Here is a 16,537-nt window from a genome sequence, read left to right as displayed (position 1 = left end):
CGATCAATACTTATTCAGCTTATGAATAAAACCATTGTGGAAGCGCTTTTCCTGGCGTTCACCCCAAGGTAGTTCATACCTTCAGATTTAACGAATTACAGGTATTTTCTGCCTACCGTTTCAGCGCTGAAACGTTTTTGACCGATTTCCCAGTTGTTACTCCGAGGCATACGGGTCACATCCAGACGCACCAATGGATTGCGACTCATGGCACACGTTTCGCTAAATGCTGTGCACCAAGGAGACACATCATGCGACTCGCTTTCCGCATCGACCTGAGCAGCATTGCACCTTGCGCCGCACTATGCGCCGCCGCAGTGGCTTTGAGCGTGCTGTCCGCTGGCGTCAATGCACAGGAATCCGCACTGTCTCAATCAGCCGCGATGGCCGAAACCGCCGATGCCGGTTCCGCCACCCTCACGCGCACGACGCTCGCAGTGGTGGCCCCGCCGGACACGACGGCCCCTGAAAGCCAGCTCGCCGGCGACGTACTGAACATTCCGGCCGATGCTGCATCCGTGAACTATTTTTCGCTCGACGACCAGATGCTGTCGCGTCAACGCGGCGGCGCGGTCGGGATGTTGATGGTGGCCGCGACGCCGCAACTGATGGGCGGCAACGGTGGCAGCAGCAACGTCACGCTTTGGGATGAGATCGCCCCGCCCTCGCCGTTACCGATTCCGGTCGACGCCGCACGCAGCGCACAGGGCAACGTCGCCAGTTACCAAAGAAAGTAGCGCGAACAAATTAGCGATGCAAATCGGCGGCTGTGGCGTACCCAACACACCACGCGCTAACAGGACAAGAGCAAGGACCGAGACATGACCACTTCAATCCGGACGCCGCGCGCACACAGGTCGCCGGCGTCGTCGTCCACCCCGTTGCCGGCGGCGCTGGCAACCATCGCCGCCTTGCTCGTCACGTGTTTCAGCGTTAGCGCCACCGCGCAACAGACCGTCAATCCGGGCGACATCATTGTCGAACGCACGGTCACCCCACGCGATGCCTTTGTGCCGGTGCCGCGGGATCAGGACCCGGTCGCGGTGCGCGCCACCACTTTCCCGGCCAATAGCTTCAATCCGGCGATCGCCCAGCTTGTCGGCGATACCGATCTGACGAATGCGCACGGGTCGAGCGGTGTCGCCGACGGCGGCGTGCTCGGCGGCACCGGCATGCAGGCGGTTACGCAAATCCTGAGCGGCAAAACGACCGGCAACAACATCGCGCTGAACGCCGGCGGCATCGGCATGCCGGGCCCGGGCATTGGCGGAACCATCACCTCGTCGGTGACGGGCGCGCTGGCGCCGCTGTCGAGCGCCCTCTCCGGCTCGCTCGGGGGTCTGAAATGAGCGCGCTCAAAGTCCGGCCACTGTATGTGGCGCTGTTTGTCTGCATGAGCAGCTCGGTCCTCGTGGCGAGCCATGCTCACGCGCAAGCAGTGCCGAAAGTCGGCGCCGACGCAACGATCGGCAACGGCGCCGGCGCCGGCGTCACCGGCGCGTTCACGGTCAATGAAACGGCCGGCATCAATAACGCGCAACTCAATCAGGTCACGGTTTCGAACGGCGGCGTAGTCGGCAACGACAACGCCAGCGTGCAAAGCGCGACGGCGGCCGCGAAGGTCACGAATGCGCGGGCCTCGATCGAAGCCAATGCTTTTTCGAATGCATCCGGTGCAGTGCTGGTGAACCAGTCCGCCGGAGTAGGAAATCTGCAGCGCAACAGCACCCAGTTGGGTACTGCTGCACTCGGAGTCGAGACCGTCTCGGATGGGGAGCTATCCGCGACGGCCCCGAAAAACGGAGGTCTGGGTCAATCCATCGGGGTTCATAGCGTACGCGAGGCAAACATTTCCAGCGATGCCTTCAAGAACGTCAGCGGGATCGTGCAGATCAACCAGACAGCCGGCGCCGGTAATGCCACGGCAAACAGTTTTGTGCTCCGTCCCCCGGCGGGCACTTTTTTTAACTGACCACACTTAAAGTATCGGAGCGAATCATGAAGCGCACTCTTATTGCTGCAGCCGTCCTCGTCGCCGCATCCAGCAGCGCGTTCGCCGCACCGCAAAAGGCCTACCTGTTCAACGCCACGCTAGTCGGCGAAGCAGTAGGCGTCGAAGGTCTGGTGGGCCTGTTTGGTTGCGTGCACGTGTCCAGCACGGCCGGCGCAGTCATCAACAACAACCAGTCGGTCACTGTGAATGCGACGCTCAATCCGCAGGCGCAGAGCTACACGACCGGCAAGGTGACGACGACCGTCAACAACAACTCTTCGTCGATCAAGGGCGGCGGTATCGCCTTCGCTGTGACATCGCAAAGCCACTCGTCGTCGTCGTCTGGCTCGCAAGGCTATCAGGCATCGGCCGGCTATGCGTACGGCAATCAAAGCAGCTCGGTGGCGGGCGGCGGCTATCAAACCAGCCAGCAGGCTTCAGGCATTGAAGGCGGCTTCACCCATACCAGCCAGAATTCCGGCGGCCATATCGCAGCCGGCGGTTCGATCGGCGGCAGCTACAGCTATCAGGGCTTCAACACCCCGTTCTTCGGCGAAGGCTCGGCCCATGCAAGCGGTGGATTCCAGGCTGGATATAACGAATCGAGCTACGCCAACACGTCGGGCTTAGCGGGTGGCTTCGAAGCATCGCAAGCCTCCGGACAAGGCAGTGTCTGGGGCTACAAAGCCAATCAAGGTTCAGGCTTCGTAGCGGTCGGCGAGCAATCGTCCGGCTATCAGAACAGCAAGTCCTCCTCAACCGATGCGTATGGCGCAGCCTGGGGAATCGACGCCAGTCTCGCAACGACGGATGTGACGACCAAGGGTTACGTGACCGACCACATCAACACGCAAGCTGCGGGCACCCTGACTGCAACCACGGGCGCCAATGCGGCTAACGGCGTATCGGGCAACCTCGGCATCAACATCGCGGAAGGCATCAGCAACGCCCAAAGCAACGATGTCTCGCTCGCTTCGGTCGACATCGGCAACGTGTTCGGCAACGCGCAGATCTTCAACAACCAGTCCTCGGCTGGCATGGCCAAGATCAACAACTTCAATCTGAATGCGTCGATCGGGGATGGCTCGCTGTCGGGTGTGACGGGCAATGTTGGGGTGAACGTGGCCTCGGGTATCGGCAACGTGCAAAACAACAGCCTCGCCGGTGCAGTGACGACGACAACACCGGGCAATGCGCAAACCACCGCGATGATCGCCACGGATGACAACTCGCAGACCGCCGGCATGACGGTCACGGGTCAATTCCAGGGTACCGCGATGTTGGGTGCAGGCTCACTTGCTAATGCGTCCGGCAACATCGGCGTGAATATCGCAGGTGGCGCGGGCAACCTCCAGCACAACGGTCTCGCGATCGCTGCGCTGAACAGCGGCAAGTAAGTGTCGAACAGGTAGAAGAAGCCTAAAAGAAGGGAGGCACGCGCCGACGGCCATGAGAGCGGTCGGCGCGTGTAAAAGCAGGAGACCAGCATGTCCGGGTTCAAGGGATTCCCGGCGCTACAGTTCGTTGTAGCGCTGGCAGGTTGCACTTTGTGCGTCAGCAGCTACGCACAGGCGCACATCGACACGTCCACCTTCGTGGGCGTTCCGTTGACCAAGACGGTTCGTTCGATGCGGGACATCCGTTACAACCACATCGTCAACCAGCAGTTCGATTACAGCTGCGGTGCGGCGGCGCTCGCTACCCTCCTCAAGTACGGCTACGGCATTGACATTCCGGAGACCGAACTGATTCGCCGGATGATGGTTTTCTCAACGCCTGAAGTCGTTGTCAAAAATGGCTTCTCAATGCTCGACATGAAGAAGTTCGTCGAGACCATCGGCCTGCGTGGCCGCGGCTTCCGCGTCAACGCCGACGCGCTTGAACACTTACAGATTCCCGTGATGGTTCTGATGAACATCGACGGGTATGAGCACTTCGTGATCGTCAAGCATGCACAGGAGGGCCGCATCTTCATTGCGGACCCCGCGCTCGGCAATCGCATCGTGCTCAAAGAAGACTTCGCCAAGACCTGGAACGGCCTCGTGTTCGCGGTTCTCGGCAAACCCTTCAGGGAGGATTCACCGCTATTGCAGGACAACGAGTCGCTCGCGCTCAAGCTTCGCGCCAACGCGCTAGCCAACGGCACTGCGGCGACTCCCTTTGTCGAGTACGGCTTGATCAAGGCAGACCTGTTCTGACCCAACCATGAAGCACCACCTTTCGCAGTTAGGCCTCGCAATCTGCGCCACGATGTGCGGCCTGACCAGCAACGTCTTTGCATCAGAAAGCGCCGGCTCGCCACCGGTGCCGGAGTTTCTTGCTTCTCACGACATCGACTCCGCCGCCATCAAGGTGCAGATGGTCGACGACGATGTTCTCGCTAATCAGACCGGCAAATATGCCGGTGCCACGATGATTTCAGGCTTCGTTCTGAATGTTCTTTCGCAATGGCAGTTACCCAACGGCGTGACCGCCCTCGCCCAAGGCACGCTCTCTGCCGTGCAGAACGCGGTGGGTCAGGTGAGCACAACCGTCAACACGCTTGCGAGCGTGACCGGCGGCGGAGCCGGCAATTCCGGCGCCAATCCCAACGCGCAGGCAAACGGTGGGCAGAGCATTTCGGTCAACGGCGTTTCACAAATCACGCAAGTGGCGGGCGATCGAAATGCCGGTTCGAACTCCGCAATCATTGATTTCAATAATAGTGCCGTGACGCTGGCGGGTACCGCCAATGCACCGTCAGCAGCGGCCAGCAATTCGACCGGCTCAATCAAAGCCGGCATTTCGTTCGGCAGCAACGGCATCACTGTCGCGCTGCAGACTCCGGCCGGGCTCGCTACCCAGACCATCACGCCAGGCAACGGGCAAATCGCCCAGTTGCTGCAAATTGCAGGCAATAACCAGCAAGTCGCCAACGCATTGCAGTTGCATCTGCAGACGCAGCAGATGTCGGCCGCAATGATCCGTCAGCTAGGCGTACTACAAGCTCTGCAAAACAGGAGATGACCATGCGGGCCGCCACCCGCCCATAGCGGCACATGCAGTACTGATACGACAGCGCGTCGCCAGGAGACAGGCGGCGCGCCGTCGGAACACCGGGGGAACACAAAATGAACAATTTTTCATCGACAAAGGTGCCGCGCATGGCACTGGCGGCCATTCCCGCCGCCGTGATGCTATTCGCACTTTCGCAAGGGGCGAGCGCGCAGGCGCTCGCCGGACAATCGGTCGAAGACCGTCTTAACACGTTGATGCGGGTGGTCGACGAGCAGCAGCGGCAGATTCATTCACTCGAGCAACAGGTCACCAATCTGGAAATGACGGAGCGCGGCCGCGGCATGCCGGGCTACGGTGCGCCGGCAGGTAGCGAAGCCGTGGCCGAGCAGCCCGGCGCCGACGGACTGCCGATGCCACTGCCGCCACTCGCGCAGGTCAACCCCGGCACTCCCGCGCCGGGCGGCAACACGGGCACGGCGACCGGCGTGCCGGTCAATCCGCCGCCGCCCGATGGCAGCAACGCAGGCGGTTTGCCTGCCGCCACCGACGGCAGCGGCGCGATCGGCACGACCCAGAAAGCCGCCGAACCGGTGCGCACGCAAGCCGAAGAAGCCGTCGTTCAGCGCGAGCATGCGCCGCTCTTCGACCACAAGCTGACGCTGGACTGGGGTATCAGCGATACCTACTACGATCGCCGCCAGTTGCAGTTGTCGGGGTTCCTCGCGCTCGACGCGATTTTCCTCGGCAACATCAATCTGGGCGAGACCAAGTCGCACCAGGTGATGGCCGATCTCGATACGCGCTACGGTTTGACCGACCGCATGAGTATCGACGTCGACGTGCCGTACATCTACCGGCATAGCAACTTCATCGTCGGCGGCGCCGGCGGTGCGGCGAGCACGCTGTCCGATGCGTCCGTGAACGGCAGCGATATCGGCGACGTCAACTTCGGGATCTACTACCAGTTCCTGAAAGAGACCAATAGTCTACCGGACATCGTCGGCAGTCTGCGTATCAAAGCGCCGACCGGCTCGTCGCCGTTCGGCGAAAAGCTGGTGCAGGTGGACAACGACAACACCAACCTGGTGGCGCCCAGCAAGCTGCCCACCGGCACGGGTTTCTGGAACATCACCGCGGGCGTTTCGCTGTTGAAGACGTATGACCCGGTGGTGCTGTTCGGCAGTCTTTCGTACACCTACAACATCGCGCGTTCGTTCGCGGACATCTCGTCTGTGCAGGGGCAAACCGAGCCGGCAACAGTCAAGCTCGGCGACATCGTGCAGTTCGGCGGTGGCGTGGCGCTGGCGTTCTCCGACAAGGACTCCGCCAGCATCTCCTACACAATGGCGCTCGAGCCCGAGTCGAAAACGCGTGCGCCGGGCGGCTCCTACTCCAAGGTGCCGGGCAGTGAAACTACGGCTGCGGCGCTGAATTTCGGCCTGAACCACGTCGTGAACAAACACCTGACCATCAACGGCTCGGTCTCCGTCGGCTTGACGCCGGATGCACCGAATTTCGTGGTCGGCGTGCGGTTTCCCTACACCTTCTGACGTGTCAACAAAACGAGGTCGAACGTGCGTGAATCACCTCATCTGACCAGTGTTACTCCGGTGGCGGGAGCGGGATCGCATATGACGCTTGCGCTGCCGAAGGAGATACCTGCGGGCCGCCCCCTCGAAGCCGTGACGAACCGGCCCGCCGTGGCAGCGGTCGCTTCGATTGGCGCGCCGGCCACCCATGCGCACGAACGCACGGTGCTGTACGTGGCGCGCACGCCGGACGATACGCTCGTCGCGCACCTTAAAAGTCGGGGCTGGAGTGTCGCGGTGGCGCGCTCGGCGCATGAACTCGGCAAGCTCGTGAAGCCCGACGTGGCCTGCGCCGGCATCGTCGATCTGGCGAGCTTCCCACCGCGCGATCTGGGCGGCCTCGAAGCGAGCTTGCGCCAGCAGCAGGTCGGCTGGATCGCGCTCGCCACCAACGAAAGGCTCGGCGATCCGGTGGTGCGGCGCCTCGTGCGCCACTACTGCTTCGACTACGTGAAGATGCCGGTGGCAAACGCGACGGTCGACTATCTGGTCGGCCACGCCTTCGGCATGGTAACGCTGTGCGAGCCGGAACTCGCCCCGCCTTTGAGCGACACCGGCGACGAGGAAATGGTCGGCACCTGCGAGGCGATGCAGAACCTCTTTCGCACCATTCGCAAAGTGGCGAACACCGATGCGAGCGTGTTCATCTCCGGCGAATCGGGCACCGGCAAGGAACTCACCGCGCTCGCGATTCACGAACGCTCGCCGCGCCGCAAGGCGCCGTTCGTCGCGATCAATTGCGGTGCGATTCCGCATCATCTGTTGCAGTCCGAACTATTCGGCTACGAGCGTGGCGCGTTCACCGGTGCGAATCAGCGCAAGATCGGCCGGGTCGAAGCCGCCGACGGCGGCACGCTGCTGCTCGACGAAATCGGCGATCTGCCACTCGAAAGTCAGGCGAGCCTGCTGCGCTTTTTGCAGGAAGGCAAGATCGAACGCCTCGGCGGTCGCGAATCGATTCCGATCGACGTGCGGATCATTTCGGCAACCCACATCGACCTCGAAGGCGCGATGCGCGAAGGACAGTTCCGGGCCGACCTGTTTCACCGCCTGTGCGTGCTGCGGGTGGATGAACCGCCGTTGCGGGCGCGCGGCAAAGATATCGAAATCCTCGCGCATCACATCCTGCACAAGTTCAAGATCGATAGCGCCCGCAATATCCGCGGCTTCACGCCGTCCGCGATCGAAGCGCTGTACAACTACAACTGGCCCGGCAATGTACGCGAGCTGATCAACCGGGTGCGCCGCGCAATCGTGATGGCCGAGAACAAGCTGATTTCCGCCGACGATCTCGACCTCGCCCAGTTCACCGGGCAACAGACCATGAGCCTCTCGCAGGCGCGCGAAGCCGCCGAGAAGCGCGCGATCGAAGCGGCGCTGCTGCGGCATCGTCACCGGCTGAACGAGGCGGCGGTGGACCTGAATATTTCGCGCGTGACGCTGTACAGGCTAATGGGCCAGCACGGGCTGCGGGAGCTGAGTGCGGCCGACGAAAAGGCATCGTTCGAACCGACCGCCGTCGACGAGCCTTCGCACGAATGATGGGGCGCCAGGCACAGCGGCCAGCCCGGTAACGTGCAGCGCCGGCTGGATTTGTTTGCCCGGCCGGGTGCGGCATGGCCTGCCATGGGTAAGACACCGACTGCACGGGAAGCGCTTTCCAGCCTGCCACGGTGGAAGCGCCGGCGGCCCGGCCAGTGCATCAATGCCCCGCCACAGTGGAAAGGTAAGCCGGTCAGGCTGGCGCCAGCGTAGCCGCCCGTCCGGGCGACGCGCCGGCTTACACAGCAGTGCCGTCTCGTGCCTCAGGTAGAATCAGCCTGGTTACGTTCCCCTTTCCATTCGATGACGACGCTCACTCTGATCGTCGCTCGCGCCAATAACGGCGTGATCGGCCGCAACAACCAGTTGCCCTGGCGACTTCCCGAAGACCTCGCGTTCTTCAAGCGCACCACGATGGGCGCGCCCATCATCATGGGCCGCAAGACGCATGAATCGATCGGCCGGCCGTTGCCGGGACGCCGCAACATTGTCGTGACACGGGATGCCGCACGGCGCTTTCAGGGCTGCGACGCGGCCACCACCCTCGAGGACGCGCTCAAGCTCGCCGCCCAGGACCAGGCGCCGGAAGCGTTTCTGATCGGCGGCGCGCAGTTGTATGCGGAAGGTTTGCGTCAGGCGGACAAGCTGATCGTCACCGAGATTTCCGCCGACTTTGAAGGCGACGCCACGTTTCCTGAACTCGATGAAAGCGAGTGGGAAGAAGTCGCGCACGAAACGCATCGCGCGGACGCGCCGAATGATTTCGATTATGCGTTCGTGACTTATAAGCGTAAGGGTGCTTGAGGGTTTGCGCTGAGCCTGGCGCATCAGGCTGAAGGCATTCTGCATTTGCCACCCGCCACAACGCACGCATAAAAAAAACGCCACGCAATGGCTTGCGTGGCGTTTTTCATTCGGCCTTCTTGCGCGACCGGACTGCGCCGGTCTGCGGCCGCTTTAATCGAACCGCTTACTGGCCCGCAATGGTCATCCTTTCGATCAGCACCGAGCCCGTTTCCTTGGTGCCGCGCGTGATCGTATCCGCACCGATCGCGACGATATGGCGGAACATCTCCTGCAAGGTGCTGGCGACGGTGATTTCCTCGACCGGATACTGGATCTTGCCGTTCTCGACCCAGAAGCCCGACGCGCCGCGCGAATAATCGCCCGTCACGTAGTTCACGCCCTGCCCCATCAGTTCGGTCAGCAGCAAGCCCGTGCCGAGCTTCTTCAGCATTTCTTCGAAGTCGTCTTCCGGACGCGCCTTCGAGCTGCGCAGCGACAGATTGTGCGAGCCGCCCGCGTTACCGGTTGTCTGCATGCCGAGCTTGCGCGCCGAGTAGGTGGACAGGAAGTAGCCTTCCACCACGCCGTCCTTCACCACCGAGCGCTGTTTGGTACGCACACCTTCTTCGTCGAACGGCGCGCTGCCCATCGCACGCGCGACGTGCGGATCCTCGACCACCTGGACGTGCGGCGCAAACACCGGCTTGCCGAGGCTGTCGACGAGGAACGAGGTCTTGCGGTACAGCGCGCCGCCGCTCGTTGCCTGAACGAACGCACCGAGAATGCCGGCGGCGAGCGGCGCTTCGAACAGCACCGGCACCTTGCGCGTGTCGAGCCCGCGCGCGCCGATGCGCGACAGCGCCCGTTGCGCCGCGTAACGGCCCACCGCCTCCGGATCGGCAAGGTCGCCCGCGCTACGGGTTGACGTGTACCAGTCGTCGCGCTGCATATTGCGCGCGCTGCCGGCAATCGGCGCGCATGCGATGTAATGACGCGAGTACGGATAGCCGGCGAGGAAACCGCGCGAAGTAGCCAGCACGAACTGCGAGTGCTGGGCCGAGACGCTTGCGCCTTCCGAATTCTTGATCTGCGGATCGGTCGCGAACGCGGCGTCTTCCGAGCGGCGGGCGATTTCCACCGCTTCGTCGGCCGACAGATTCCACGGGTGATACAGATCGAGATCGCGCGGTGCGGTTTCGAGCAAGTCTGCTTCGGCGAGGCCCGCGCAATCGTCTTCAGCGGTGAAGCGGGCGATGTTGTACGCCGCCGCCACCGTGTCCTTCAAAGCCTGCGACGAAAAGTCCGAGGTGCTCGCGTTGCCGCGCTTGTTGCCGATGAACACCGTCACGCCGACCATCTTGTCGCGGTTGTGTTCAATCGTCTCGACTTCGCCGCGCCGCACGGAGACGGACAGGCCGTCGCCTTCGGAAATCTCGGTCGCCGCGTCCGTACCGCCGAGCGACTTCGCGTGACGAAGGATGTCCGAGGCGATTTCCTTCAGTTCATCCTGGGTATGCGGAAAAAAGCGCTGCTTGACGTCCATGTCTGCTGCCATTGTCGTTGCCGTCCTGTTCGGGGCCGAGCGGCCCTGTGTGTTCGCCCATGCCACGCACGTGCGGGTACATTTGCGTGCGCATGTGCGTGGTTACGCATCCCGCGATCATAGCAAGGTACGCGAAGCTGTACCTGGCATTCGCTGAGCGTGGCTTTGCCTCGGCGCTGCCCTGGCGCTGTCTTGAGGTTGCCCCGGCTTTCTCCCGGCTTGGCCAGCCTCGCGGCGTTTGCAAAAACCCGGATGCAAGGCCTTATGCACAGCAGCACGGCGGGTTCAGAGGGCGCGGCACGCTACAATATCGGTATGACACGCAAAACCCGCATTCAACCCATCGAGTCCGCCGAACCGGAAGTCGACGAGAACGGCTACGACCGTCCCAGCAAGTCCCAGCTCAAGCGCGACATGCACGAGCTGCAGGAGCTGGGCTCGGCGCTGATCGCGCTGCCCAAAGACGCGCTCAAGCGCATGCCAATGCCCGAAAAGCTCGACGACGCCGTGCGCGAAGCGCGCCGCATCACCGATCACGAAGGCAAGCGCCGCCAGGTACAGTACGTCGGGCGCGTAATGCGCTCGCTGCTGGACGAGGAAACCGCCGCGCTGCGCACCGCGCTCGACACCTATAACGGCGTCAATAAGGCAGAAACGGCCAAGCTGCACTGGATTGAGCGCACCCGCGAAAAACTGCTGGCCGACGACGCCGCGCTGACCGAATTCATCCGCCAGCACCCGAATGCCGACCCGCAGCAGGGCCGCACGCTGATCCGCAACGCCCGCAAAGAAGCGCAGCAAAACAAGCCGCCGCGCTATTTCCGCGAATTGTTCCAGTGGGTCAAAAATGCCGACGGCCCGTCTGCCGATACTGATTCCGACGCGCAAGACGCCCTGGAAGACGACGATGACGACCGCGACGCCTAAGCCGCCGCGTCAGCATCCCGACGAAATCGTGATCGGCCTCGTGTCGATCAGCGACCGCGCGTCCACCGGCGTATATGAGGACAAAGGCATACCGGCGCTGCAGGAATGGCTCGGCCTCGCGCTAACCTCGCCGTTTCAGGTGGTCACCCGGCTGATTCAGGACGAAGCGCTCACTATTTCCGCCACGCTGATCGAACTGGTCGACGAGGTCGGTTGCGATCTGGTGCTGACCACCGGCGGCACTGGTCCGTCACGCCGCGATGTGACACCGGAAGCGACTTTGGCGGTGGCCACGAAGGAAATGCCGGGTTTCGGCGAGCAGATGCGGCAGATCAGCCTGAATTTCGTGCCGACGGCGATTCTGTCGCGCCAGGTGGCCGTCATCCGCGAAACGGCCGGACATGCCGCGCTGATCATCAACCTGCCGGGTCAGCCGAAGTCGATCAAGGAAACGCTGGAAGGCTTGCGTGACGCCGAAACAGCAGGCGCAGTGAAGGTGCCGGGAATTTTCGCCGCCGTGCCCTATTGCATCGACCTGATCGGCGGCCCGTATATTGAAACCAACGCCGACGTGGTGAAGACATTCCGGCCGAAGAACGCGGTGCGCGCGCCTCGGCCGGATTAAGGCTGGAACGGCAGCCAGTGGGTTATTCCGCGGCGGGCGCTTGCGGCACCTGCGAGGCCGCCGGAATCAGGAAGTGCTCGCGGTAGTACTTCAGCTCATCGATCGATTCATGGATGTCGGCCAGCGCCGTGTGCATCGCGCGTTTCTGAAAACCCTTGTAGATCACCGGCTGCCAGCGGCGGCACAGTTCCTTCAGCGTGCTGACGTCGAGATTGCGGTAATGGAAGAAGCGCTCCAGATCCGGCATCCAGCGCGCCATGAAGCGGCGATCCTGGCAGATCGAGTTGCCGCACATCGGCGATTTGCCAGGTGGCACATAAGCGCTGAGAAAGTTGCGAATCTGTTCGGTGGCGTCGGCTTCGTTCACCGTCGACGCCTTCACGCGGTCGATCAGGCCCGAGCGGCCATGCGTGTTCTGGTTCCACTGATCCATTTTGGCGAGCGTCTCGTCGCTCTGATGAATCGCCAGCACCGGCCCTTCGACCAGCCTGTCGAGCGTGGAATTCGTCACCACCACTGCGATTTCGATGATGCGGTCGGTGTCCGGCTCGAGCCCGGTCATTTCCATGTCCAGCCAGACGAGATTCATGTCGCTGCGCACGAGCGGCGGCTGTTCGGTGGATGAGAGGATGTCAGTCATGAAGGCAACCCTGATGGCCGGGCAGACGGCTTACTGAAAGCACGCTTGCCGCAGCAATTGTTCGTATGAGATTGGTTTGAGCCGGTTTGGGCCGGTTTGGACTTATCGCCCCGCCGCCAGGCGGGAAGAAACATATAATTCTCGCATAGATACCACGGAATCCCCGGATGCCTACCCTGTACTTCACTGTTCTGTTCGTCGTCGCCGTCGTGGCGATGGTCAGCACCAAACTGTGGCTCGCGTCGCGGCAGATCCGCTTCGTCGCCGGCCATCGCGAGCAGGTGCCGAGCCAGTTCGCCGGCACCATCGCGCTCACCGCACACCAGCGTGCCGCGGACTACACCGTCGAACGCACCCGGCTGACAATGATCGAGATCGTCGTCGGTGCGGCTGTGCTGATCGGGCTGACGCTGCTCGGCGGCGTCCAGGCACTCGATCTGGCGATTTCCGACTGGCTGGGCCGCGGCTACGCCGGCCAGATCGCGCTGGTCGCCGCGGTGATCGCGATCACCAGCGTGATCGACCTGCCGTTCGAGTACTACCGGCAATTCGTGGTTGAGCAACGCTTCGGCTTCAACCGGATGAGCAAGGGTATTTTCTTCCTCGACCGTCTCAAAGGCGTCCTGCTCGGCGCCGCGTTCGGCCTGCCGCTGCTGTTTGTCGTGCTGTGGCTGATGAACCAGGCAGGCAGCCTGTGGTGGCTGTGGACATGGATCGTGTGGGTCGCGTTCCAGATGCTCGTACTGGTCCTGTATCCGTCGTTTATCGCGCCGCTCTTCAACAAATTCGAGCCGCTCAAGGACGACGCGCTGAAAAGCCGCATCGAAGCGCTGATGCAGCGCTGCGGCTTCGCCGCCAAGGGCCTGTTCGTGATGGACGGCAGCCGTCGTTCGGCACACGGCAATGCGTATTTCACAGGCTTCGGCGCGGCCAAGCGGATCGTGTTCTTCGACACGCTGCTCGCACGCCTGTCAGGCAACGAGATCGAAGCGGTGCTCGCGCACGAACTCGGCCATTTCAAGCGCCGTCACGTGATCAAGCGGATGATCGTCACGTTCGCGATCAGCCTCGCGATGCTCGCCCTGCTCGGCTGGCTGACGCAATGCGTGTGGTTTTATGAAGGACTGGGGGTGCGGCCGTCGCTGATCGGCGGCAATAGCGGTCTCGCGCTGGTGCTGTTCTTCCTCGCGCTGCCGGTGTTCCTGTTCTTTGTTACGCCGCTCGGCAGCCTGAGCTCGCGTAAGCACGAATTCGAAGCTGACGCCTTCGCCGCCACACAAACCGATGCGCAAGACCTCGTCAACGCGCTCGTCAAGCTGTATGAGGACAACGCGTCGACCTTGACGCCCGATCCGCTCTACACCGCGTTCTATTACTCGCATCCGCCAGCGTCGCAGCGGATCGACCGCCTGCTGCGGCACGCATGAGCGGCCGCTCCCCGAAAGCGCCGCGCGCGCCGTCCAGCACGCGCGTAGGCGGGCTCGTGATTGCCGCTCATGGGCGCCACTACATGGTCGCACCGGAAGACGGCAGCCCGATGCTCCAGTGCTTCCCGCGCGGCAAGCGCAGCGAAGTAGCGGTCGGCGATCGCGTGATTTACGAACCGACTTCGGCAGATCAGGGCGTGATCGTCGAGATCGGCGAGCGGCGCAATCTGCTGTATCGCTCGGACCAGTACAAGTCGAAACTCTTTGCCGCGAACCTCGATCAGTTGCTGGTCGTGCGCGCGACCGAGCCGCACTTCAGCGAGGATCTGCTTGGGCGCGCGCTGGTTGCCGCCGAGGCACACGAACTCAAGCCACTGATCGTGCTGAACAAGACCGACGTGACCGGCGCGCTAGAGGGAGCCCGCAAGCGGCTGGAATCGTATCGCGCACTCGGTTACACCGTGGTCGAAGTGTCGATCAAGACGCAGCCTGACGCCGCGCGTGCCGCTTTGATCGAGCATCTGCAAGGTCACTCGACGCTGCTGCTCGGTCAGTCGGGCATGGGCAAATCGACGTTGGTGAATCTGCTGATTCCGAATGCCGAAGTCGCCACACGTGAGATCTCGACCGCGCTGAACAGCGGGCGGCATACCACCACGTTCACGCGGCTCTACCCTTTGCCCGGTGGCGATGGTGGTGCGTTGATCGATTCGCCAGGCTTTCAGGAATTCGGCTTGCATCATCTGACCGAAGGCCGGCTCGAACGCGCGTTTCCCGAGTTCCGGCCGTTGCTGCCGAACTGCCGCTTCTACAACTGCCATCACCTGCAGGAGCCGGGCTGCGCGATTCTCGAAGCGGTTGCCGATGGTCACATCCGGCGCGAACGGCACGCCCTGTACGCGCAACTGGTGCACGAAGCCAGCCAGATCGTGCGCTGAGGCGCGTCGCTGTCAACCCATGGATTCACGATGAAATTGATGCGCGCGCCGAATCTGATCATCGGACAGCATTGGGTCAATGTGCTGGAGACGGCGGGCATCGCTTGCGAGTTGCACAACCGTTATCTGAATGGAGCGCTTGGGGATATTCCGGCGGATCAGTGCGCGCCGGAGCTGTGGCTCGTCGACGAACGCGACGAGGCGATGGCGCGACGCCTGATCGACGTGGCGTCACATGGACCGGCTGCGGGCTCGCCTTCGTGGCAATGCCGCCAGTGCGGAGAGACGCTCGAAGCGCAGTTCACGGTGTGCTGGCAGTGCGGGACGGCGCGTGATCCGCTGGATGGCTGAAGCGGTTGGGGCCTAGATGAACGGTGAAACGGTTCCGACGCGAGGGGAAAACGGTGAGGCGGCTCAGCCTCAAATACCAGGCGCTAAAGTCGCCGCAGCGTAATCAATAAAAAAACCGGGTTGCTTACCCGGCTTTTTTGCGTTGCGTTAGTCGTGCACTGATTCAAGCAAGCCACACCGCAATCGTCAGCATCAACAACAGGATCATCCACAGCACCACCGCGCGCCATACGAGACCCACCGCCGATTGCAGCGTGCGCGGCGTGCAGTCGTCGCCGACCTGCATCGGGCCGCCATCGCCGGTAGCCAGCGCGTCAAGGCTCGACTGCTCAGCGAGCGGCCCACTCAGACGCGCACCCAACGCCCCACTGCCCGCGGCCAGCAACACGCCGTCGTTCGCATCCGGCCACTGACGCGCGTGGTTGCGCCACGCATAAATCGCGTCTTCGAAATTACCGACGATCGCAAAGCCCAGCGACGTAAGCCGCGCCGGCACCCAGTCGATCACGAAGAAGGCGCGCTGCGCAAAACTCGAAAACGCGGCGGTGCGGTCGTCGACCGGCCGCGCCCACGTGCGCGCCAGATACTCGGCAATCCGATACAGCACCGCGCCGGCCGGCCCGACCGGAATCAGGAACCAGAAAAACACGCCGAACACGTGCCGGTGCGAGGCGACCACCGCGTGAATCAGCGTATGACGCACGATCTCGCTGACGGGCATGTCCACCGTGTCGAGCCCGGTCCATTCATTCAGGATTTCACGCGCGCGTGGCACATCGTCGTTGTTCAACGCGAGGTGGATGTCGGTGAAGTAATGGCTGAACTGCCGGAAGCCGAGCGTGAAGTACAGCACCGCGACATTCCACAGGAAGGCCAGCGCGAAGTGAATGTGATACAGCACGTAGTAGACGAGCGCGACGGCCAGCGTCCAGGGCACCACCACCACGAGCCACGCGAGCACGCCGTGTTTGGGCTTGCCGGCATCGAATCCATGCGCCGCCGACTCCGCATGGTATTGAAGCAATGCCGCCACTGGATTGTTCAGCGACAGCGCGCGCACCTGTTCAATAATCAGAGCCAGCAATACAGAGAAAAAAGTCATGCGATGCGCCGTGCTTTTCGAGTTTTTACGATTGTTTTATAACGATAGCACAGGGTCGGATGCGACTGAGCGCGGAC

The 16,537-nt window shown here is 62.4% G+C and carries 17 protein-coding genes; 14 read left to right on the top strand and 3 right to left on the bottom strand.

Going from position 1 to position 16,537, the window contains the following annotated elements:
• Positions 1-251: 251 nt before the first annotated feature.
• The 9 genes from ACUN0E_RS25115 to ACUN0E_RS25075 all read left to right on the top strand — a co-directional run bounded on the left by ACUN0E_RS25115 (position 252) and on the right by ACUN0E_RS25075 (position 8,925).
• Positions 252-737, top strand: a complete 486-nt coding sequence (locus ACUN0E_RS25115) for a hypothetical protein (RefSeq protein WP_445568285.1) — start codon at positions 252-254, stop codon at positions 735-737.
• 84 nt (positions 738-821) lie between these two features.
• Complete coding sequence (locus ACUN0E_RS25110; RefSeq protein WP_408388612.1) at positions 822-1,349, top strand: hypothetical protein; 528 nt, start codon at positions 822-824, stop codon at positions 1,347-1,349.
• Positions 1,346-1,972: a hypothetical protein gene (locus tag ACUN0E_RS25105; RefSeq protein WP_445568284.1), complete on the top strand. Its 627-nt coding sequence runs from the start codon at positions 1,346-1,348 to the stop codon at positions 1,970-1,972. Before ACUN0E_RS25110 ends, ACUN0E_RS25105 begins: the two co-directional genes overlap by 4 nt.
• Before the next feature lie 26 nt (positions 1,973-1,998).
• Entirely contained in the window at positions 1,999-3,390 is a 1,392-nt protein-coding gene (locus ACUN0E_RS25100) for a hypothetical protein (RefSeq protein ID WP_408222295.1), read from the top strand.
• Positions 3,391-3,480: 90 nt separating this feature from the next.
• Complete coding sequence (locus tag ACUN0E_RS25095) at positions 3,481-4,191, top strand: C39 family peptidase (RefSeq protein ID WP_408388610.1); 711 nt, start codon at positions 3,481-3,483, stop codon at positions 4,189-4,191.
• A 7-nt stretch (positions 4,192-4,198) separates the two neighbouring features.
• A complete protein-coding gene (locus ACUN0E_RS25090) occupies positions 4,199-4,999 on the top strand; it encodes a peptidase C39 (RefSeq protein ID WP_445568283.1) in 801 nt (266 codons plus the stop codon).
• Positions 5,000-5,103: 104 nt separating this feature from the next.
• Complete coding sequence (locus ACUN0E_RS25085) at positions 5,104-6,540, top strand: hypothetical protein (RefSeq protein ID WP_445568282.1); 1,437 nt, start codon at positions 5,104-5,106, stop codon at positions 6,538-6,540.
• 24 nt (positions 6,541-6,564) lie between these two features.
• Complete coding sequence (locus tag ACUN0E_RS25080; protein WP_445568281.1) at positions 6,565-8,121, top strand: sigma 54-interacting transcriptional regulator; 1,557 nt, start codon at positions 6,565-6,567, stop codon at positions 8,119-8,121.
• A 303-nt stretch (positions 8,122-8,424) separates the two neighbouring features.
• Positions 8,425-8,925, top strand: coding sequence for a dihydrofolate reductase (locus tag ACUN0E_RS25075; RefSeq protein ID WP_325044882.1), 501 nt, complete (start codon positions 8,425-8,427; stop codon positions 8,923-8,925).
• Between the two features lie 166 nt (positions 8,926-9,091).
• Here the strand turns inward: ACUN0E_RS25075 and pmbA are convergent, their stop codons facing one another.
• Positions 9,092-10,462: a metalloprotease PmbA gene (pmbA, locus tag ACUN0E_RS25070; protein ID WP_445568280.1), complete on the bottom strand. Its 1,371-nt coding sequence runs from the start codon at positions 10,460-10,462 to the stop codon at positions 9,092-9,094.
• 303 nt (positions 10,463-10,765) lie between these two features.
• Here pmbA and yjgA point away from each other — a divergent pair, with 303 nt between their 5' ends.
• Positions 10,766-11,377, top strand: a complete 612-nt coding sequence (gene yjgA, locus ACUN0E_RS25065) for a ribosome biogenesis factor YjgA (RefSeq protein ID WP_445568279.1) — start codon at positions 10,766-10,768, stop codon at positions 11,375-11,377.
• Positions 11,358-12,002 carry a molybdopterin adenylyltransferase gene (gene mog, locus ACUN0E_RS25060; protein WP_445568278.1) on the top strand — a complete coding sequence of 215 codons (645 nt, stop codon included), beginning with the start codon at positions 11,358-11,360 and terminating at the stop codon, positions 12,000-12,002. Before yjgA ends, mog begins: the two co-directional genes overlap by 20 nt.
• Before the next feature lie 22 nt (positions 12,003-12,024).
• Here mog and orn read toward each other — a convergent pair whose 3' ends face one another.
• Positions 12,025-12,642, bottom strand: a complete 618-nt coding sequence (orn, locus tag ACUN0E_RS25055) for an oligoribonuclease (RefSeq protein ID WP_445568277.1) — start codon at positions 12,640-12,642, stop codon at positions 12,025-12,027.
• Positions 12,643-12,809: 167 nt separating this feature from the next.
• On the opposite strand from orn, the gene ACUN0E_RS25050 reads away from it, so the two are divergent.
• Genes ACUN0E_RS25050 through ACUN0E_RS25040 form a run of 3 tightly spaced genes read left to right on the top strand, consistent with a single transcriptional unit; the run spans position 12,810 to position 15,358 of the window.
• Positions 12,810-14,069 (top strand): M48 family metallopeptidase, encoded by a 1,260-nt coding sequence (locus tag ACUN0E_RS25050; protein WP_408222314.1) that lies wholly within the window; start codon positions 12,810-12,812, stop codon positions 14,067-14,069.
• A complete protein-coding gene (gene rsgA, locus ACUN0E_RS25045) occupies positions 14,066-15,007 on the top strand; it encodes a ribosome small subunit-dependent GTPase A (RefSeq protein WP_445568276.1) in 942 nt (313 codons plus the stop codon). Before ACUN0E_RS25050 ends, rsgA begins: the two co-directional genes overlap by 4 nt.
• Positions 15,008-15,037: 30 nt before the next feature.
• A complete protein-coding gene (locus ACUN0E_RS25040) occupies positions 15,038-15,358 on the top strand; it encodes a putative signal transducing protein (RefSeq protein ID WP_408222318.1) in 321 nt (106 codons plus the stop codon).
• A 163-nt stretch (positions 15,359-15,521) separates the two neighbouring features.
• Here ACUN0E_RS25040 and ACUN0E_RS25035 read toward each other — a convergent pair whose 3' ends face one another.
• On the bottom strand, positions 15,522-16,460 hold the full coding sequence (locus ACUN0E_RS25035; protein ID WP_325045466.1) for a CobD/CbiB family protein: 939 nt from the start codon (positions 16,458-16,460) through the stop codon (positions 15,522-15,524).
• Positions 16,461-16,537 lie beyond the last annotated feature (77 nt).

This window comes from Paraburkholderia sp. D1E (genome assembly GCF_052682275.1).
The sequence above is the reverse complement of the archived record's forward strand: the minus strand, read 5'-3'. Positions and strand labels throughout refer to the sequence as shown.